At 39.4% G+C, this 18,606-nt stretch carries 20 protein-coding genes; all 20 read right to left on the bottom strand.

What is annotated here, in order from left to right; translation table 11 throughout:
* Positions 1 to 349 precede the first annotated feature (349 nt).
* A complete protein-coding gene (locus tag J8L85_RS12985; RefSeq protein ID WP_211017833.1) occupies positions 350 to 643 on the bottom strand; it encodes a chaperone modulator CbpM in 294 nt (97 codons plus the stop codon).
* An 8-nt stretch (positions 644 to 651) separates the two neighbouring features.
* Complete coding sequence (locus J8L85_RS12980; RefSeq protein ID WP_211017832.1) at positions 652 to 1,548, bottom strand: J domain-containing protein; 897 nt, start codon at positions 1,546 to 1,548, stop codon at positions 652 to 654.
* Between the two features lie 140 nt (positions 1,549 to 1,688).
* Positions 1,689 to 3,305 (bottom strand): M28 family metallopeptidase, encoded by a 1,617-nt coding sequence (locus tag J8L85_RS12975; protein WP_211017830.1) that lies wholly within the window; start codon positions 3,303 to 3,305, stop codon positions 1,689 to 1,691.
* Between the two features lie 221 nt (positions 3,306 to 3,526).
* Positions 3,527 to 4,381 carry an NAD(P)H-binding protein gene (locus tag J8L85_RS12970; protein ID WP_211017828.1) on the bottom strand — a complete coding sequence of 285 codons (855 nt, stop codon included), beginning with the start codon at positions 4,379 to 4,381 and terminating at the stop codon, positions 3,527 to 3,529.
* A 66-nt stretch (positions 4,382 to 4,447) separates the two neighbouring features.
* The gene (locus tag J8L85_RS12965; protein WP_211017826.1) at positions 4,448 to 5,395 is read right to left on the bottom strand and encodes an L-histidine N(alpha)-methyltransferase; all 948 of its coding nucleotides are present in this window, start codon (positions 5,393 to 5,395) and stop codon (positions 4,448 to 4,450) included.
* Positions 5,392 to 6,546 (bottom strand): ergothioneine biosynthesis protein EgtB, encoded by a 1,155-nt coding sequence (egtB, locus tag J8L85_RS12960; RefSeq protein ID WP_211017824.1) that lies wholly within the window; start codon positions 6,544 to 6,546, stop codon positions 5,392 to 5,394. Before egtB ends, J8L85_RS12965 begins: the two co-directional genes overlap by 4 nt.
* 205 nt (positions 6,547 to 6,751) lie before the next feature.
* Complete coding sequence (locus tag J8L85_RS12955; protein ID WP_211017822.1) at positions 6,752 to 6,901, bottom strand: hypothetical protein; 150 nt, start codon at positions 6,899 to 6,901, stop codon at positions 6,752 to 6,754.
* A gap of 85 nt (positions 6,902 to 6,986) precedes the next feature.
* Positions 6,987 to 7,178 carry a hypothetical protein gene (locus tag J8L85_RS12950; protein ID WP_211017820.1) on the bottom strand — a complete coding sequence of 64 codons (192 nt, stop codon included), beginning with the start codon at positions 7,176 to 7,178 and terminating at the stop codon, positions 6,987 to 6,989.
* A gap of 81 nt (positions 7,179 to 7,259) precedes the next feature.
* Positions 7,260 to 8,129, bottom strand: coding sequence for a helix-turn-helix domain-containing protein (locus J8L85_RS12945; RefSeq protein ID WP_247656656.1), 870 nt, complete (start codon positions 8,127 to 8,129; stop codon positions 7,260 to 7,262).
* On the bottom strand, positions 8,126 to 8,635 hold the full coding sequence (locus J8L85_RS12940) for a DUF1648 domain-containing protein (protein WP_211017819.1): 510 nt from the start codon (positions 8,633 to 8,635) through the stop codon (positions 8,126 to 8,128). The genes J8L85_RS12945 and J8L85_RS12940 overlap by 4 nt, the downstream gene beginning before the upstream one ends.
* A gap of 81 nt (positions 8,636 to 8,716) precedes the next feature.
* Entirely contained in the window at positions 8,717 to 8,905 is a 189-nt protein-coding gene (locus J8L85_RS12935; RefSeq protein WP_211017818.1) for a hypothetical protein, read from the bottom strand.
* 106 nt (positions 8,906 to 9,011) lie between these two features.
* Positions 9,012 to 10,790, bottom strand: coding sequence for an ABC transporter ATP-binding protein (locus J8L85_RS12930; RefSeq protein ID WP_211018297.1), 1,779 nt, complete (start codon positions 10,788 to 10,790; stop codon positions 9,012 to 9,014).
* Between the two features lie 150 nt (positions 10,791 to 10,940).
* Positions 10,941 to 12,275, bottom strand: coding sequence for a DUF1566 domain-containing protein (locus J8L85_RS12925; RefSeq protein WP_211017817.1), 1,335 nt, complete (start codon positions 12,273 to 12,275; stop codon positions 10,941 to 10,943).
* A 161-nt stretch (positions 12,276 to 12,436) separates the two neighbouring features.
* Positions 12,437 to 13,348 (bottom strand): response regulator transcription factor, encoded by a 912-nt coding sequence (locus J8L85_RS12920; protein WP_211017816.1) that lies wholly within the window; start codon positions 13,346 to 13,348, stop codon positions 12,437 to 12,439.
* A gap of 1 nt (position 13,349) precedes the next feature.
* The gene (locus tag J8L85_RS12915) at positions 13,350 to 13,862 is read right to left on the bottom strand and encodes a hypothetical protein (protein WP_211017815.1); all 513 of its coding nucleotides are present in this window, start codon (positions 13,860 to 13,862) and stop codon (positions 13,350 to 13,352) included.
* A gap of 82 nt (positions 13,863 to 13,944) precedes the next feature.
* Positions 13,945 to 14,898: an SDR family oxidoreductase gene (locus tag J8L85_RS12910; RefSeq protein WP_211017814.1), complete on the bottom strand. Its 954-nt coding sequence runs from the start codon at positions 14,896 to 14,898 to the stop codon at positions 13,945 to 13,947.
* A 114-nt stretch (positions 14,899 to 15,012) separates the two neighbouring features.
* The gene (locus tag J8L85_RS12905) at positions 15,013 to 15,489 is read right to left on the bottom strand and encodes a nucleoside deaminase (protein ID WP_211017813.1); all 477 of its coding nucleotides are present in this window, start codon (positions 15,487 to 15,489) and stop codon (positions 15,013 to 15,015) included.
* 207 nt (positions 15,490 to 15,696) lie between these two features.
* Positions 15,697 to 16,467, bottom strand: coding sequence for a DUF2490 domain-containing protein (locus tag J8L85_RS12900; RefSeq protein ID WP_211017811.1), 771 nt, complete (start codon positions 16,465 to 16,467; stop codon positions 15,697 to 15,699).
* Positions 16,468 to 16,481: 14 nt separating this feature from the next.
* A complete protein-coding gene (locus J8L85_RS12895) occupies positions 16,482 to 16,928 on the bottom strand; it encodes a PepSY-like domain-containing protein (protein WP_211017809.1) in 447 nt (148 codons plus the stop codon).
* Between the two features lie 65 nt (positions 16,929 to 16,993).
* Complete coding sequence (locus tag J8L85_RS12890; RefSeq protein ID WP_211017807.1) at positions 16,994 to 18,280, bottom strand: HAMP domain-containing sensor histidine kinase; 1,287 nt, start codon at positions 18,278 to 18,280, stop codon at positions 16,994 to 16,996.
* Between the last annotated feature and the right edge of the window lie 326 nt (positions 18,281 to 18,606).

Raw genomic sequence — 18,606 nt, 5'->3', positions numbered from 1 at the left:
TATCAATGGATTATCGATGAAATGCATAGTTTAATTGTTGAAAACAAATTTTGTAAGAATCAACTTTCACTTAAAGGAAATGGATAGAATATGATGAATTTGAAAAAGGAAAACAGCTAAATTCTAGGGTGTATAAATGGTTGATTTACGGGTGCTTAATTGAATGCTTGTTTGATAGGCTGTTTTTGTGAACGATCTTTGGCCAGTCCTTTTTTTATAGGGAATATGTAACGGCTAAACACTGTTCGTGTTTAAATTCGGCACCTTGGTCACAGATAGGAAAATAGTATATAATTTAATTGGCGAACTATCTTTTAATCTTACAAAAAAGAATAGTGTTTCTTTAGCGCTACATCTCAAATAAGTCCAGCTTTCTTCTAAGCGTCATAACTTCTTCCTGTAGGTCGACCACTTTTTTTAACAGATGATCTATCGCTTGTAGGCCTTGTGGGTTTATCTCAAGCTCTTGATGTAGTCTTACCATTTTTTCGAGCTTGGGCAATTCTGAATCCTTGATAACCTCTATGTTCTCGGACTCTTCGATATTTACGATTTCAAATTCCTTTAATTGATGTAGAAAAGATGTTTCTACACCGTAGTGCGTACATATTTGTTCTATTCGGATATAGGTCTCTGTTTTCATTTTTCTAATTAATTTAATCCACTTTGCTCCAATTGCCTAAAAAGTTTTTCCTGTTCATCGTTAAGCATTGCGGGAATTTTAACTTTATAGGTAATGTATAGGTCTCCGTGCCCGTGCTTTTTGTATATAGGAAACCCCTTTCCTTTTAGTTTTACCTGTGCGCCATTCTGGGTTCCGGGTTTTACCTTAAGTTTTACTTTTCCATTTAGGGTTTCAACTATAATATCTCCTCCTAGAACTGCCTTGGTCAATGGTATGTCTACAGTCTTGTATAGATTGGCACCATCTCTTTTGTAAGGAGTGTCGTTATTTATTGAAAAAGTAATATAGAGGTCACCTTTTGGACCACCGTTGATGCCTTCGCCCCCATATCCTTTTATCTTGATCGTTTGTCCGTCTTCTATACCGGCAGGAATGGTGATCCTGATATTTTTACCATTAACGGTAAGTGTCCTTTTATGCGTTTCTATTACTTCGGTAAGATTTAACCTTAGCTCTGCATTAAAATCCTGCCCTCTAAATCTTGCTTGTCCTTGTTGTCTTCCAAAACCACTGGCCCCACCGAACATTGATTCAAAGAAATCGGAGAAATCGCTTTCTTGGCCGCCACTGTAGGTATATTGCCTAGAGCCACTGCCGCTAGACTTTCTTCTTGCCTTTGCTTTTTCAAACTCCTCCGCATGTTCCCAGTCTTTTCCGTATTGATCGTATTTTTTACGCTTTTCGGGGTCGCTCAATACTTCGTGGGCCTCGTTTATTTGTTTGAACTTTTCTTCCGATACCTTGTTGTTCGGGTTTAGGTCTGGATGGTGTTTTCTGGCAAGTTTCCTGTAAGCGGATTTTATCTCCTTTTCGGTTGCCGATTTTGTTAACCCCAGTACTTTATAATAATCAATAAAATTCATTGTGATATGGGCTCCAGTATGTTTTTTATAGGTTGAAATTAATCAAAAGGCTACGATTTAACTAGTTTCTCCCTATAGAATTTAGATACTTTTTTACTATGAAAAATAGTAGTTACATAGACAGTATTTGTTAGAAACGACTACTCTCTGGCAGCTTTAAATTCGCTACCATCGTACCATTTCGGAAAATAGTCTTCATTGGCCAATTTTAAGCCAACATTGAAAAATAGTTGTAAGTCGAATTGCACACCACTTAATTCGGTCTTTTTGGGATCGTATTCATCGGAAGGTTGATGGTACCTATTGGTGAGGTAATCATCTTTGATCGCCTTTATTTCTTCTATACTTTTATCGAACCCTTCATAAGAGCCACTGGCATATAAGGCCGGAATACCAATTTTAGCGAAATTGAAATGGTCGGATCTATAGAAATATCCTTTTTCGGCGTCGGGATCTGGAACTATATATCTACCTTGTTCAAGTGCGGCTTCTTTGGCATATTCGTCCATTTCCGATTGGCCATACCCTGTAATGGTAAGGTCTTTCATTTTTCCAGGGCTTTCCAGGGCATCTATATTAATGTTCGCTACTGTTTTTTGTGGGTCGAAAATAGGATTTTCGGCATAATATGCAGACCCCAACAAGCCTTGTTCTTCTCCTGTAACGGCTATAAATGCGATGGAACGTTTTGTAGGGTTACTTTTTTTAAAAGCTTCTGCAATAGCTAATAAACCGGCTGTTCCAGAAGCATTGTCCACCGCTCCATTGTATATGGAGTCGCCATTAATGGCCTTTCCAATACCAAAATGATCCCAATGGGCCGAGTATATAATGACCTCGTCTTTTCTTTCTGTACCAGGGATCAACGCAATCACATTTTTAGAAACATCTTTTTTAATTTCATTTTTAATGGATACAGAAACGTTTAGGTCTAACGGAACAGGTTTAAAATCCTTATTCCTTGCCAAGGCCTTAAAATCTTGTCCCATCATGTTCGAGGCATCGAACATTTTTTTGGCGCTTTCGCCACTCATCCATGATTCTACGTCTAAAAGAGGCTGGTCGCTGGCAATGGTCAATCTTGCACCTGTCCAACCAGATTCGATTACATTCCACCCATAAGAGGCAGGTTCGGTATCATGAACAATGATCAGTCCGGCCGCACCTTGTCTGGCAGCTTCTTCATATTTGTAGGTCCAACGGCCATAATACGTCATTTCATTACCCTTGAACAAGGTAGAATCGCCAGATTTAAAACCTGGGTCGTTAATGAGAACCACTGCCGTTTTGCCTTTCCAATCTATACCTTCGTAATCGTTCCACCCATATTCTGGGGCAACAATACCATAACCGGCAAACACCAATTCTGAGTTTTTTAAAGAAACTTCGGGTACGGCTTTGTTGGTCGTAGCCACAAAATCTTTTAAATAGTCTAATTCTATGGTTTTCGATGATCCGGAAATAACCATTTTTTCCGAAGGGCTCCCCGTAATCTCTACCATGGGAACATCTTGAAAGTAGCTGTCCCCATTTCCGGGTAAAAGACCTAGTTTTTTAAATTCATCCTTTAGGTAATTTACCGTTTTTGTTTCTCCTTCTGTAAAAGGCTTTCTACCCAAAAACTCGTCAGAAGCCAAACGTTCTATGTGTTTAGCGATGGTACCTGTGTCGACCTCTGCCACGGTGGCCGTGTTCTTTTGATCGTTTCCACAACTAGCGAACAATAGTACTGCTAAAAATTTTAAGTAATGCCTCATCGATAATATTTTAAGTTAATTAAGCTTGTGGGCTTGTTGTAAACACAGTCCACAGATAGAATAATTATAGAATATAAAGTTAAGAATTTTGGTTAAAGAACAGTAGTGTTGGCAAATAACGGTTAGTAGGTCGTAATGGGTTGATAACCTTTTATTTAGATAGATGAAAGGATGAAATGTGGATACATCTTTTTTTAATCTAGATTATGGCGGCAATAAATTTAGTTCTTGTTATTATAATAATTTTTGATCATTGCCATTGGTGATATATGGGGCCTGCCGGTTGCCTTTATATAGTCGGAAGGAACATCGTAGGCCCCATTTCCAATACCTTCATAGATACCTGCTATAATGGTTCCCATGAAATCTCCCAAAGCGGCCGTTCTTTCCTTTTTGTACTCTTCTATAGAAACGGAATTATAAACAAGTGATGTGTTATATACTTTATTGATAAAGTCGGCAAGTTGACTTTGGGTAATGCCTTCCCCTGCCAAATTATAGGTGTGTCCGTTGTGTTTGTCCTCTACTAGCATTTTTGTGTAGGCATAACCTAATTCTTCCCTGCTGGTATAGGTGCATTTACCTTCTTCTGCACAATTTCTAATTTCACCTTCTCGTACATAAGTATCTATGTAATCTAGATCAGGCTCTATATAGATACTGTTTCTTCCGATTACCCAGTCCAGTCCAGCATTTTTTACATCTATTTCCGTTTGCCTGTTCGTTTGCACAATAGGGCTGAAAGCGTTGTTTTCTTCTGCACCTATAATACTTGTGTATACTATTTTTTTTAGGCTATTATGTTTGGCGGCTTCGATGACATTTCTATGTTGTTCTATTCTTTTTTCTGGGGTATCCATTCCCGATACTAAAAGAACGGCGTTGACACCTTGCAGTGCATTGTTGAATTCTTGTCTGTTGTTGTAGTCGCCTTTTCTTATTTCTATCCCTAAATGTGTGGCTTTTTCTGGTGTACGGGCTATGCCTATTACATTGTCTTTTCCAATTTCTTTGATAAGGTGTTTTACTATGGAAGCTCCTAATTTTCCGCTTGCCGATGTAACCGCTATTTTCATGAAATGTTCTAATTATATGTTTTACAACAAAAGTGGCATGTGTTGTTTTACCCGTTTTATTATTTTTCAGTTTCTCGTTAGAATATAATCGGCAAAATATTTTTTACTGTCCATTATTTTGTCGCCGATGGTGAAATCTGTATCCGATATTATTTTGTCTATCAGGGCATCGTTGTATTTTCTTGAAATTTCGGTGTGTATTTTTTCTCCTTTTACAAAATGATATGATGCGTCTAGTGCTTTTATTTTTACCGTTTGGTCAGTAGTGCTGACAATAAAGCTTTTTGCGATTCCTTCTTTTTCGTTATACTCCGGTAAGTGTTCAAAATTTGTCAAATTAAAATCACCCTCCAGTTCTTCGTTTATTCTTTGTAGTAGGTTTAGGTTGAAGGCCGCCGTGATTCCTTTACTATCGTTATAGGCAGGTAATACGATTTCTTTTGATTTTATTAAATCTACCCCTAACAACAGTTTGTCTCCTTCTTGTAGGTTATTGCCTAAATTATAGATGAACAACGAGGCCTGCTCATCGGTCATATTGCCAATATTTGAGCCCAAAAAAAGAATGACTTTAGGGTTCTTACTTTCTTTTAAGGAATTCAACACTTCAAAATAATCCCCTTGTTGGATTTTTACTGATACGTTGGGCAGTACGGTATTGATGTCTTTTTTTAATAACGTTAGGGCATTTGCCGAAATGTCGATAGGGTAGTAGTCGAAACTATAATTAAGGGCATCCAATTTTTTTAATAGCTCTTTGGTTTTTGATCCATCGCCCGCACCAAGTTCTATAAGCTCAAAATAAATGTTAGGCTCAACCTCGAAGGAATCTATTAATTGTAACGATTTGGTTTTAAAAATATCCATTTCGCTTCGGGTAAGATAGTATTCGGGCAAGTTCATTATTTCCACAAAAAGGGCATCACCCTTCTTGTTGTAAAAATACTTCGAGGGAAGTGTTTTCGGATGGGTTCCAAGCCCCTGCGCCACCTCTTTTTTAAATGAGCCCATCATACCTTTTTTACTAACCGTATTCCTGTATATTGCCATCTTTCCGTTGGACCGAAAAAATTTCGGTAGGTGGGTCTGCTATGGTTTTTTGAAGTAGCCACAGATGCTCCCCGAAGTACCATTTTGTTGCTCATGAACTTACCGTTGTATTCGCCTACGGCCCCATTTTCCTTTTCAAAGTTCGGGTAGGGTAGGTAAGCACTGTTGGTCCACTCCCAACGTTGGCCCCAATGTAATTGCGATGAAGCTACTTCCCATTCAAATTCGGTAGGTAATCGCATTCCTTTCCATTCGGCAAAGGCATTGGCCTCATAATAACTAATATGGCTTAAAATGGCATCGGGTTCCACTTTCTGTAATCCGGCAAGGGTATAGTAGTGCCATTCTCCTTCTTTTTTATGCCAGTATAGAGGAGCCTTTATGCTGTGCGCGTTTACCCAAGCCCAACCCTCGTCCAGCCAAAGGTTGAAATCGGAATATGCACCCGATTCCATAAATTCAATGAACTCCCCATTGGTGACCAAGTAATCGTTGATTTCAAAATCGTTTATATAAACCTTGTGCACGCCCAATTCGTTGTCGTAACAAAAATCGTCTCCTTGGTAACCAATGTTGTAAACACCGGCCTTTATGCTGATGCTTTTAGAACCGGTGTTTTTATCATTTACTAGATTGGTCTCCTGGTCAAAAACAGGAAAAATAGGATTATGGCCGAACATGTATTTTACATCGGTCACCAATAATTCTTGATGTTGTTGTTCATGGTTTAGCCCGAGCGTAACCAGATCCATAATTTGTTTATCTGAAACGTGGTTTAGAAGTTCAGACATTTTAGCGTCCACATAATCCCTGTATTTATATATTTGGTCTGTACTTGGCCGAGACATATTACCACGGTCGGCCTGCATAATTCTATCTCCGGCATTGTTGTAATAGCTGTTGAAGAGGAAATTGAAATTAGAATCGAACTCCTTATAACCCGGTACAAATTGTTTTAAGATGAATGTTTCAAAAAACCAGGTCGTATGTGCCAAATGCCATTTGGCCGGACTGGCAAATTTTACTGCCTGAACTGCATAATCTTCTATATGTAGGTGACTGCAGAACGCAACCGTTTGCTCTCTGACCTGTTTGTACTTTTTACTGATATTCATCTTTGTCAAGAATTTGAAGTGTCTCTTTTTTTTCGAAATGCTATTATTCCATCTTTTACAAAAGGTAGTCGAATAATAAAGCCAATACCAACGATCACTGCATAAATCAGCCAGGTCTTCTCTAAAATTGCAACATGTAACAAGCTAAGAAAAATAACGGCATAAGAAAAACTTTGAAGTTTTTTCCAATTTGTCCTTAATCGCTTCATTGACTTTCGGTCAATACTGCCGTCATCCATCTTATGGCAAATTCACCAGAAATATGGTACATCATTTTTGCAGTGGTCCTTCTATTATTGTCCGCACTTTCTATTAAAGAAATGGATAGGTTATCCGAAAAATCGATTTGCAACATATTCAAAAGCGGAATCAAGGGCAAACAGGCCAAGATCACTACTATGATTCAACCATAATTTCTTTTTAAAAATGCCACTATGTCTTTACGATTTTAGTTCTTCCAATTCTTTTTCTAAAGCTTCTGCCTTAGTCTTGAACTTATCCATGGCCTTTTTTAGTTGTCCTATTTTTTTGATAAGTTCTTCGTCTTGAACGGCTTGGTATATAGTTTCACCGTCTTTTTCTTTTATTTTACAGGTGCTACCACAGGTAGGGCATTTTGCTACTGCACTCATAATTTGTTTTTCGGCAAATTTCGCCCATGGGGCATTTTTATAAAAGGTAAATCAGTTGTTAAAAATGGTAAATGTGAAACCTTATCCTTGTACAGTAGATTTAAATTCTTTTGGGGAAAGACCTGTGTTCCTTTTAAAGAACTTGGTAAAGTTGGTTACTTCGTCAAAGCCATTTTGGTACGCTACTTCTTTAAGGCTACTTCTACTACTAAATATGATTCTCTTTATTTCTAAGACCACATACTGGTCTATAAAATGCTTGGCGGTATTTAAGGTAACGGCCCGTACTATTTGGTTAAGATGCTTTGAAGATATGTGGAGTAGGTCGGCATAATCCTTAACATTTCTGGTCTTGGTGTAGTTTTTTTTGACCAGGTCTTTAAACTTAATGAAAAGTGTTTGATGCTTTCTGTTCAGTTTTTTTAGTGGTTCTTTATGGGCGTAGCGTTCTAATCGTAATAAGTATAGCTCCAAAATTTTGGCAACTATTTCTTTTTGTGCATACGTTTCTTCACTTTTAAGTTCTTTGGTCACCTGTTCTAGAAAAAAATGGTTGAACGTACTGTTTTTTACCAATGGTTCTGAAATGTGATAGTTGTACAAATGGGAAATAAAATCAATAGATGATTTTGAGAAATACTTTAATACAAAATCTTCGGTAAATACAACCAGATAGCCACGGTACTGAAAATTTTTCTGAAAAGCATGTACTTGGCCTTTTGCGATCTTAAGAACAGAACCTTTCTTTATTTCGTAATTCTTTAAATCTATTTGATGTATTCCAGATCCATCTGTGACCATCAATAATGCAAAAAAGGAAATTCTATGTGGTTTTTGGGGATCGTGATCTGGGTTTTTTTCTACCCGTGTCATTATTTCGTCTAAAGGAATAAATTCTATATCGGTGAACCCTTCTTTGCTTTTAAATGATATGTTGGGTATGTTGTTCAACGACTATTTCTTTGATGCATTAGCATTTTAACTACGTAAAAAATAGGAATTCCTATCAAGAGAACTGGAAATAAAGGCAAAAGATAGTTTACATATTCGGTATTATATCCGAGACCGTATAAAATAGAGGTCAACGTCAATACCAAGCCCATTAGGCCGACCACAAAGGCCAACGTACGAAATACCCTTGTCGCTATCGTATAGTGATATTCGGCATTTTTTTCATTGATTTCTATGGGATAGTTGAAAATCCAGGGATATTGATTCAGTTTATAAAAAACTATGGTAATCGCCGTACAGATGATAGGGCTGATCCATAATAGGTCTTTTTCACCAAATCCGTTTTCATTTTTTGAAGGCCAATTAAAATAAATAGGTAGTTTTTCTGGAAGTTGGTTGTAATAAACGGCAATAAGTATTACCGAAATTAAAATTAGGACAAATGTCAGAATTTCGATTCCCCTGTCCAGTTTACTTTTTCCTATCCTAATTTTTATACGATTCATTTTTATAAAAAAATAAAACCATAACCATACAAGTAGGAGGGAGGTGGTAAAGATTGTTCATAAGTACTTTATCTAAGTGCCCTATAATTGTACGGTCTTGAATTTTCCGAAGATTAGAGTGGTAAGCAAGAGGCCTATACCAATGCCCCAAAAGAGCCCTTTTGTTAAATCGTTAGGTTGCATATAATGTGCTATTATCTGCGAAGCCCCAATCACAAGCGTTCCAGCGGACATTACTAGCATTGTTTTTGTCTTCGATATTCTTTTCATCTTGATGTATGGTTTAGTTTATAGGTATTCCCTTTATGAAATTCGTTACATGAAGGGTTATTTTTTGAGTTCTTAATGCGTGAATTTGTAATTATGTGTCTGTAGGTCATTCATGAAGGGTATCCGCAATTTTATCAAGGTTAAGGCTATTGGCCATGGCGTTGAAGATGTTATAATAGGCACTTCCATTGTCGTACAGTTCTTCATGGGTGCCTTCTTCCACGACCTTACCTTTTTCCAATACGATTACGTTTTCCGCATCAATAATTTGGGAAATACTGTGCGATATAATAATAACGGTCCGACCTTTTTTTATGGAATCCAAGCTTTTTTTGATCTGTTCGGTAGCAATGGCATCCAAACTGGCGGTAGGCTCATCGAGAAAAATAATCGGGGGATTCTTTAAAAACAACCTGGCAATGGCCACTCTTTGCTTTTGACCGCCCGAAAGCATGGTGGCCTTTGAATCATATCCTTTGGGTAGATCTATGATCTGATCGTGAATGTGGGCTTTCTTGGCGGCTTCCACTACTTCCTCGTGGGTAGCGTCTTCTTGCCCGTACAGGATATTTTCCTTTATGCTTCCGTTAAAAATATGGTTTTTTTGTAGCACCAGGCCAATATGGTTCCGTAACCAATGGGTGTTGTATTCCTTTAGGTCTACACCGTCTAAAAGAATATTTCCCGCACTTGGTTCAAAGAATTTATCCAAAAGGTTGATGATCGTACTTTTACCGGCACCACTTAAACCGACCAAGGCATTGATCGTATTGGGTTTGATCAAGGCGGAAACGTCGAAAAGTGCCTTGGTGTCGTTCGGGTAGGTAAAATCAACATTTTTCAGCTCAAATTTCCCAACAACCTTTTCCGGAATATAAGAGCCCTCTGTCTCGGTCTCATTGGCGTCCATGATATCGAAGAAGGCTTCGGAATAGATCAGGGCATCGTTGACCTCATCGTATATTCTATGCAATTCGCGTATCGGGGCTGAAACATTGTTGAACAATAAGATGTGGAACATGATCGCCCCGATACTCATGGTGCCGTTCAATACAAAATAGGAAGTTAAAACAATAATAATGACCACCCCAAATTGCTCTATAAACACCTTGACCCCATTGAACAAAAAGCTTAGTCGGCGTGTCTTTAGCTGATTTTCGGTCATATCAAATTGAATATCCTCGTGCTTTTTGCTTTCCAAGTCTTCTCGGGTAAACGATTTTATGACGGTAATGGAGCTGATCAGGTCAATGATACCATTGTTCCGGGTTTCCCTAAATCCCCTCATTTTTCGCCTAAACCCTTTAAGTTTATTGGCCTGTAGGCTACTGATGTAAAAAAATATGGGGATGACGCCCACGCTTACCAAACCGATATAAACATTGGCCTGGAACATAAGAAAAAGGGCTATCAAGGCATTTGAAAATAGCGGAAGTATATCGATGAAGAAGTTCTTGACCAGTTGGGTAAGGCTTGAAATACCCAGATCTATTCTTGTTTGGAGCTTTCCACTTTCATTCTCGGGAGAGCTGTAGAACGACATTCTGTAGGTTAAAATCTTATCTACGACCTGCTGGGCAAAATCACGCGATATGTATATTTTTAATTTTTCGCCGTAATATTTTTGACCGTATTGTATGGCGGCATTGATCAGTTCTTTTGAAAGCAGGATAGCGCTGATCGTCAACAAAAGGGAGATACCTTCCTTAAACCCGTTATTGTTTTCGGCCAACAGGGTAAGTTCGTCTACGGTATAGCGCAGTACCAAAGCGTTTACCTGGGCCAAGAACGAACCTATAAATGTTAGGGTCAAGGTGGCTATTACCAGATACTTATACGGTTTTACATACCTGATTAATTTTTTAAAAAGCGCTATTAGGCCTATGCTAGGCCTTTGATCTGTATTTTTTTTGCTATTCAATAGTATTCTTTATTTGTGTGTGATGTAAAAGGGCAAATATAAACTGACCGTGGCATTTTGTAAAGAGACCTGTTTTTTCGAAAGAGAAAACAGGTCGCCTTATTTAAAATTCGTTTATTCGATATCCCTGACCAATCTGACATAATTGTAGTATCGTTCACCGCCTTCCCCGGCCGGACCGTTTTCGTGTTTGGTATCGAAGCGTACGGCACCTGCTCCATGAAAATCGAGGCCTCGGGCATTGACCGCCCGTCCAAAGGCTACGTACCAAGCATAGTAATATGGTTTTCCTTTCTGAAACCTGGCCGAAGTGCTCGTCCAATAGTAAGGGTAATCCCGGTCCCCGTTTTCATTGGTGATTTCCGAGCAACTGAACATAGGGTCTATGGCGGGCCCTACCATGTCCGGATCTTGGGCATTTGGTGCATAGGAATAGTCTACAATGCCTTGCAGCTCTTTAACGTTGGGCAAACGCCAATCGGAGTAGCCCGCCAAATCAGAGTTTTCGGCATAGGCCAGGGCATTGCCCCAATCCAACCCTTTTTGGCTGTCGTTTTGGCTCCACATCAATCCAGTGGATGTATCCCTGATCGTTCCGTCTCCATTGTCCACAAAATGGTTGGTGCCATAGCTGCTACCACGAACGGCACGTACATGCTTTAGCATTGGGTTGCCCATGGGCCTACCTCCGTTTTCGCCCTCGTTTTCTTGACCTTGTCCTGGAGGGGGAGGCCTGTGGCCTTTGGTATCTTGCCCTTGGGCCGAGTTGTTTTCTCCTGGTGGGGGACCTTGCGGCCTACCGCCTTCGGGTGCTCCGCCAGGGTAGGCCTTAATGTGGCCCGTGGCATGGTTTACCCCAAAAGCTGCGGTATACCCTCCTTCTTCGGTATGTCCTACATATTTATTGTCTGCCCAATACTGTTCGCTTTTGTCCACATAGTCGTTGTTTGCCAAGGAAAAATAGTCGGTGTTCAAATAAGGCCATCCCGAGCTAAAGTCACTGATGGAGAACAACTCTTTTAAGGTCGGCATCCTCCAATCGTCATAACCGCCCAATTCAAGGTTCTCGCAATATTCCTTGGCATCGTTCCAATCAAAGCCTTCTGTGGTCGGTATCTCCTGCCACATGAGTCCGGTGTTCAGGTCGGTTACCGTTCCGTCCCCGTTTTTTTCGTAGGCCATTTTTTTGCCTTTAAGGTAATTGGCATCTTGCCCGTATAGCGAGTCTCCGGGCCGTAGATTGTCGATAACTTCACCGTCTAGGCCGTACAAGGTCGTTTGCCCTGTTGCCACTTGTGTATAGTTGCCAAGGGCAGTGGTCGTAGCACCAGTGTCTTGCGTACCGTTTTTGTTCTTTTTTTGATTGCAGGACAGCAGACAGGCCGCACTTAAAAGAACGGCACTCCATATTCTGATCGCGGTCGATGATGTTGATTTTATAGCCTTCATTTTATACCATTGTTTCTAAAATAGAATATACAGCAAAGGTATGGGGTAGGGGCCATGTTGTAAAACAATATCTACGGACGTACGAATTTTATCTACGGATGTATAAATACTTTGTCCATAGAAGTATAAAACGTGGTCGCGCAGAGGATAATATGCTATGTTTAATTCATGCTATATTTTTTCCGATATTCGGTAGGGCTGATACCTTCCTTTTTTTTGAATAATCGTGAGAAATAGGGTGGATATTCGAACCCCAATTCATAAGCCACTTCCGCTATACTTTTATTGGGATGTAATAGCACATTTTTGGCCTCATCGATCAAGCGCAACTGTAAATGTTCGGTGGTGGTCTTCCCGGTTTCCTTTTTAAGCGTGTCGCTCAGGTAACGTTGCGAAACCGACATTTGATAGGCTATTTGTTCTATACTCGGTACACCTTTTTCCTGTAATTGGCCCGATTCAAAATATTCGAATACGTACTGGTTAAACTGCTCCAATAGACTATGGGAAAGCTCTTTTCTATGCAAAAATTGCCTTTCGTAAAAACGGTTTGAATACTTTAAAAGGGTGCTCAATTGTGAGATGATGATGTCTTTGCTAAACTTATCCTGGTTGTTTTGGTATTCGATTTCAATATTCTCAACAATCGATTCTATCTGTTTTTCCTCTTTGGGGGAAAGGTGCAGGGCTTCATTGGCCGAATACGAAAAGAAGCCGTATTTCTTGATTTGTTGTGCCAATTCCGTGCCTTTTAGAAAATCTTCATGAAAGTTGATCGAGAAGCCTTTTTGTTCGAATACCGCACTATTGTCCCACTGTAATACCTGTCTTGGGGCAAGAAAAATCATGGCGCCATTGGTAAAATCGTAGGTTGTTCTTCCGTAGTTTAAATCGCCTTTCACAATTTTCTTTAAACTAATGGAATAGCAATCGTTGGTAATGGGTGGTGAGCTTTCTTTTGGGCAGGGCAAAAAACCGTCTCCCGAAGCGGAAAATACACTTAGCATCGGATGTTCTGGACTGGGAAGTTCAAGATAATCCATATATGCCGATAAGGTTTTAAAATGCTGCATGTTATTTTTTTAAGTCTCTTTGCGCTAATAGCAATTGTTTATTGTAAGCATTCATTCGGGCATGGGCCGTACCGTCTACCAATAAAATTACGGCCAACATGGCTATGGTAGTTATCATACTCGCCCTCCAAACCGGAGTACTTACGAACAGTAAGACCAGCGCACAAACTATTATAATTATCGGAATTGCGGTAAAAACAACTGTATTATATTCTTTTAAAGTAGCTTCGGCACGTTCAAGTTCTGATGCTATGAATGCCGATGCATCTGTTTGATAAGCTTTTTCAAATTGAGATATTCTTGATTTATTGGTAAAAAACAAGCCAAGTCCAATTACCAATAACAAGGTGCCCGCTACCAAGGTGGGAATGATGTATGCCCTTGCCATGTCTGTTTTTCCCAATTGCCAAAAGCCTAAGCTTGCAATCAAAAATGCGATTCCGAAGAGTATGAAGAACGGTGTTGAAAAAAGTTCGGCCTTGGCCCAATCGGTAGCTGCCTTTAGTATATCCATAGTTGATGTTTTTATGTTGTTTCTTTATTTGAGGTATCTTTATCCAGAGGGTTTTCCCAAATTTTTAAGGTTGTTTTCTAATTTACACATTCCATTTGAAGGCTACAGCCTCTTCAGATACTTTCCAAAGTTTCTCCATCACCGGTTTATCTTTTGCGTGAGGCTCTAGCTTACATTCGCCAACGGGTCCCGTCCAATAATTTTTGCCCGTGGGGCCATAGAATCCCTCTTGGTCCAAATCGGGTTCCGTGGCGCACATCAATTCCGGATACGAACCTTTTTCGGCCGATTGCACCATTGGGGTCAACTTCATTATTTGCCATACGAACCTGGTCAGTAAACTACCGCTGGTCCTTATTAAAGAAGTAGCTGAAGCCCCTGGGTGACAGGCATATACTTTTACCTTCGTATTACCGGCCTGTTTCAATCGGTCTTGCAATTCGTAGACACACATTATCTGCGCCAGTTTACTTTGACTATAGACGCTATTGGGATTGTAGTTCTTGTCCCAGTTCATGTCGTCGAACTGTATGGTTTTAATACCCAAATTGTACCCCATGCTTCCTACCACAACGATGCGTCCGTTAGAGGCTTCGATTCGGGGGTAAAGCAGTGCTTGAAGTAAAAAGTTGCCATAATGGTTTACGCCTAATTGACTTTCAAAACCATCAACGGTAAAGGTCTGTTTGGGTACTTGGGCAATGGCGGCATTGCACATTAATGCATCGATTCGGGGAACGGTTTTTAGTATTTCTTCTGCAGCCTTTCTTACAGAGGCCAGCACTGCCAAATCTATTTGTATATTGGTTACATCAATGGCATTGCCAAGCTCTTGTTTCAATGTGGTCAGGGTATCGGCCGCTTTCTTGGGATTCCGGTTCAACATTACCACTTTCGCTTCCTTTGATAACAATATTTTGGCCGCCTCAAATCCCGTACCACTGGTTGTACCTGTAATTACAAAGGTTTTTCCCTTGAGTGACCCAATTCTATCGGGTGTCCATCCTTGTTTACCAAATTGATTTTTAGAACTCATCTTTTCCTGTTTTTCAAATAACAGGACAAAGGTAGATGGAAAGTGACCGTCACCTCTTATACAGATTTTCGAATGATATATACTTTTTGGTGCCTCAGTAAAAAAATGGAATTTTTAATATTCGGTCTTGTCATTTTTTTCTTCCCAATTTTTAAAGACCGGAAGTGCGTCTTTTCGTAACAACTGTACAAATTTAATTTGCCGATCCTCTATTTTCTTGTCCAGTTCATCATAAATGAACTGATCGTCGAAATCGATGGCCTTGGCGTCTTCTTTTGTACAGGCATAAAATACGGCCTTGGGCCTAGCCCAATAAATGGCCCCTAGGCACATGGGGCAAGGTTCACAAGAGGTATAGATGATACAATCTGTCAACTGAAAAGTGTTCAGTTTCTTACAGGCCTCCCTGATTACGACCATTTCGGCATGTGCGGTGGGGTCGTTGGTAGAGGTAACCCGATTATGGCCCTCGGCAATTATTTCACCGTTCTTTACGACTACCGCTCCAAAGGGACCGCCCGCATTGGAGTTCATTCCCTTTGCCGCCATTTCAATGGCCCTGTGCATAAAAAATTCGTCCTTGTTGTCCATGTCAATGTTCCTGATTGTATTTAAAATAAAATTTTTGTCAAAGGTACTAATCGGGGATTATAAATAATATCTAAAATTTATTATAATCATCCAATTTGGATGGTTGTTGACATAGGACATACCGAAAAAAACAGATTGGTTTTTATTGCAGATAACCGCCGTGGCCCGTTCGGGAGTCATTCCATTTATTTTTTATTAATATGTTTCTTAGGTGCCAAATGGATTTTTGATAGCTACGTCAAATGCCAAATAGTGCACATCTGTTATAGCCGATTTGCCTAAAATATTGTTCATATACCCTATGTTGAAGGTAGTTTTTAGTTTAGGCACGGTATGTGAATAATACAGGCACAAACGGGTTTCCTTATACTCAAAAGCACTCCACGAGCTTGTTTTTGTGGTAGAAAATAGAAACTCGGCGGTCGTGATGAACTTATCTGTCTTTAACGAATTAAGGTCAAAGGTCATTTTTGCCCTAAAACGGGAACGAAATTGCGTGTTTTCGGTAGCCTGTGTAAAATCAGGGTCGTAAAAGCGTCTATATTCTGGACGAAAATCTATGGAATAATTTATTGTATTAAACGTGCCGAGATAAGAAAAACGGCCATATGCCCTAATTTCTTGACGTGCGTCGGGGTTATCCGATTCGTAGGGTGCGGTAGTTTTGTATTTATTCTGCCATCTATAACTCAACGCAACGGAATAGGCCCAGTGTTCTTTAAAATGATTGGTAACCTCTTCGTTTATGACGTAGATAGATTGCTTTTGAAACAAATTGTAATTGTCGGGGTCGCTAATACGCCCCAATCCAAAATGGGTGGCCGAACTTACGCTTCCTTTCTCGTTCAGCTTTTGTTTTACCCCAATGGCAAACCAAGAAACGGTATTTGTCTTGCCCAATCCTGGAGGTGTGAACTGGGCAAGACCATTGGAGCAATACATGGACACCAATGAGAAAACGAATAAAATCTTTCGCATCTTCGATGTCGGTTTTAATCGGCTATTTTGCTCAACACCTTTCCGTTGGCGTCCATAACTACATCCCAATCCTCTTTCAGCAACGAATTGAGTTCCATTTTATAGAAAACGTTTCCATTGTCGGTGATACGTTCCAGATCATCTATGGTATAGCCATTAAAATTGGTTTGTATGCCTTTGCTGACCGTTTCTGGCAATTCGCTTTTAGAGATATCTTCTTTATGTTTTACTATTTTTCCTTCGGCATCATACCATATTTCATGGTCGGTGTTCCAACCAATTTCAAAATCAACATTGTATAGAAATCCATCCATTTCCCATTCTATATCCGTTGCTTTTGGAAACTGTTTGTGGAATTTGTTTACAATGACCGATGGCACTTGGCTTTGTGGAATGTCTTGGGCTTGTAAAGAAAATACGCTGGCTAACAAAGCACTAAAAATCAAAATTTGTTTTTTCATCTTATGTATTTTTAAATTATAAGACAAATCAACTACCCGATTTTGGAAAAACTTGGGAATAGAAATTATGGGGCTGGAAAAATCATTTGAAAGGAATGTAAATTATTCTCAAAGGTGTATGAGATCTTTAAACCATAGAGGTCGGAAATGGCTTTGGCGATGGCCAAACCGAGTCCTGTTCCCTTAGATGTAGTATCGGGTTTATAAAAGCGGGTGAAAATTAGGTTTTCATCAAGCTTTTGGGGACTGCCGGTGTTACTTATTTTAATAGACCTTTCTGTAATTTCCACGATTACATTTCCATTGGGGATATTATGGAATATGGCGTTTCTTAGTAAGTTGGATATAATTACATTGGCGAGTGAGGCATCCATTTTAAAGGGTAATTCGGCCATTTCTTTCAAAGAGATAGATACCTTTTTAAAGGTGGCCACATCTTCAAGGTCCTCAATGCTTTTTTGAACAACTTTGTTGAGCGATACTTTTTGGTTGTCCAAAAATTGCTTGTTCTCTATTTTGGTCAATAGCAATAAAGATTTGTTCAGTTTTACCAAGCGCTCTACGATCTGTAGTATTTCGGAGATACTTTTGGCCTGTTCATTTTGTAGGTCGCCTTTTTCTATAAGTAGTTCTAGTTTATTGGTCGTTATGGCCAAAGGTGTTTGCAACTCGTGGGAGGCATTTCCAATGAACTGTTTTTGTTGTTCGTAGGTTTCTATGGTGTGTTGTAACAGTACGTTTACGGCATTCTGTAGGTCGGTAAACTCTTTGGTGCCGGTTTTTACCTTTGGAAACGTTTGGCTATAACCAAGGCGAAATTTCTTTAACTGGTTCAAAAATTCATAGAATGGTTTCCAAAGTCTTTTAAGTACAAAATTATTGACAACTATGATACCGATAATTAAACTAAAGTAAAGCCAAATGGTGTCGTTAAAAAGCTCTTTTATCAAGTCGTCCTCTTCAACCATAGAGTTGGCCACTTTTAACTCGTAGTACGCTCCGTCTACCTCAAAAGCTGTAACAAGCATTCGTACAGGTTCAGCCTCTGGTTTCTTATCGTCGGCATCCTGCATGTAAAAAATGGTGTCCAAGTAGACGTCCTTTACCGAAAGGGCTTGTTTTTTTGGTATTTTTCTGGTAGCAAAAAAACTTTCGTCAAAATGTTTTTTGGTTAAGATGGTCGAATCTTTTTGAGCATTTTTAATAATGATCCGTTTGTAGTGCTCTAGCCCTTCGTCTATACTCCCTTTAATCTCATTGAGCATATTATAATAGAATATCGCAGCCCAAACGGTGACAATGGCCAAGATTGAAATGGAGATGTATTTTATGGATTGATTTAGTAATTTCATCTTTAAAAGAGTTTGTTGCCAGTTTCAACAACGAAGGCCTTATTAATAAGAAAAAGGGCCATTTTACTTGTTTTTTCTATTGCATGGCTAGAGTAGCTTTTCTTTTAACAAGGATATTTCCACGGCCTAAATTTACTGTAAGATGTTGGAAAGAAATGGGAATTGTTATTTTTTGTAGCTATGGTAAGGCTAGGGCAGGAGTATGGTCAATACATATGTGGTGCTCCAAACAGTAAAAAAACGTGCCATTTGGAACACCACCTAATAACCTCTTCGATATCTATGAATATAAGAGAATCAAATGAGGAATGTAAACATATTTATAT

The organism is Maribacter sp. MMG018 (assembly GCF_018100785.1).
In the GTDB taxonomy this organism is placed as follows: domain Bacteria; phylum Bacteroidota; class Bacteroidia; order Flavobacteriales; family Flavobacteriaceae; genus Maribacter.
Note: the sequence above shows the minus strand (reverse complement) of the source record. Positions and strands in the feature narration are given on the sequence as shown.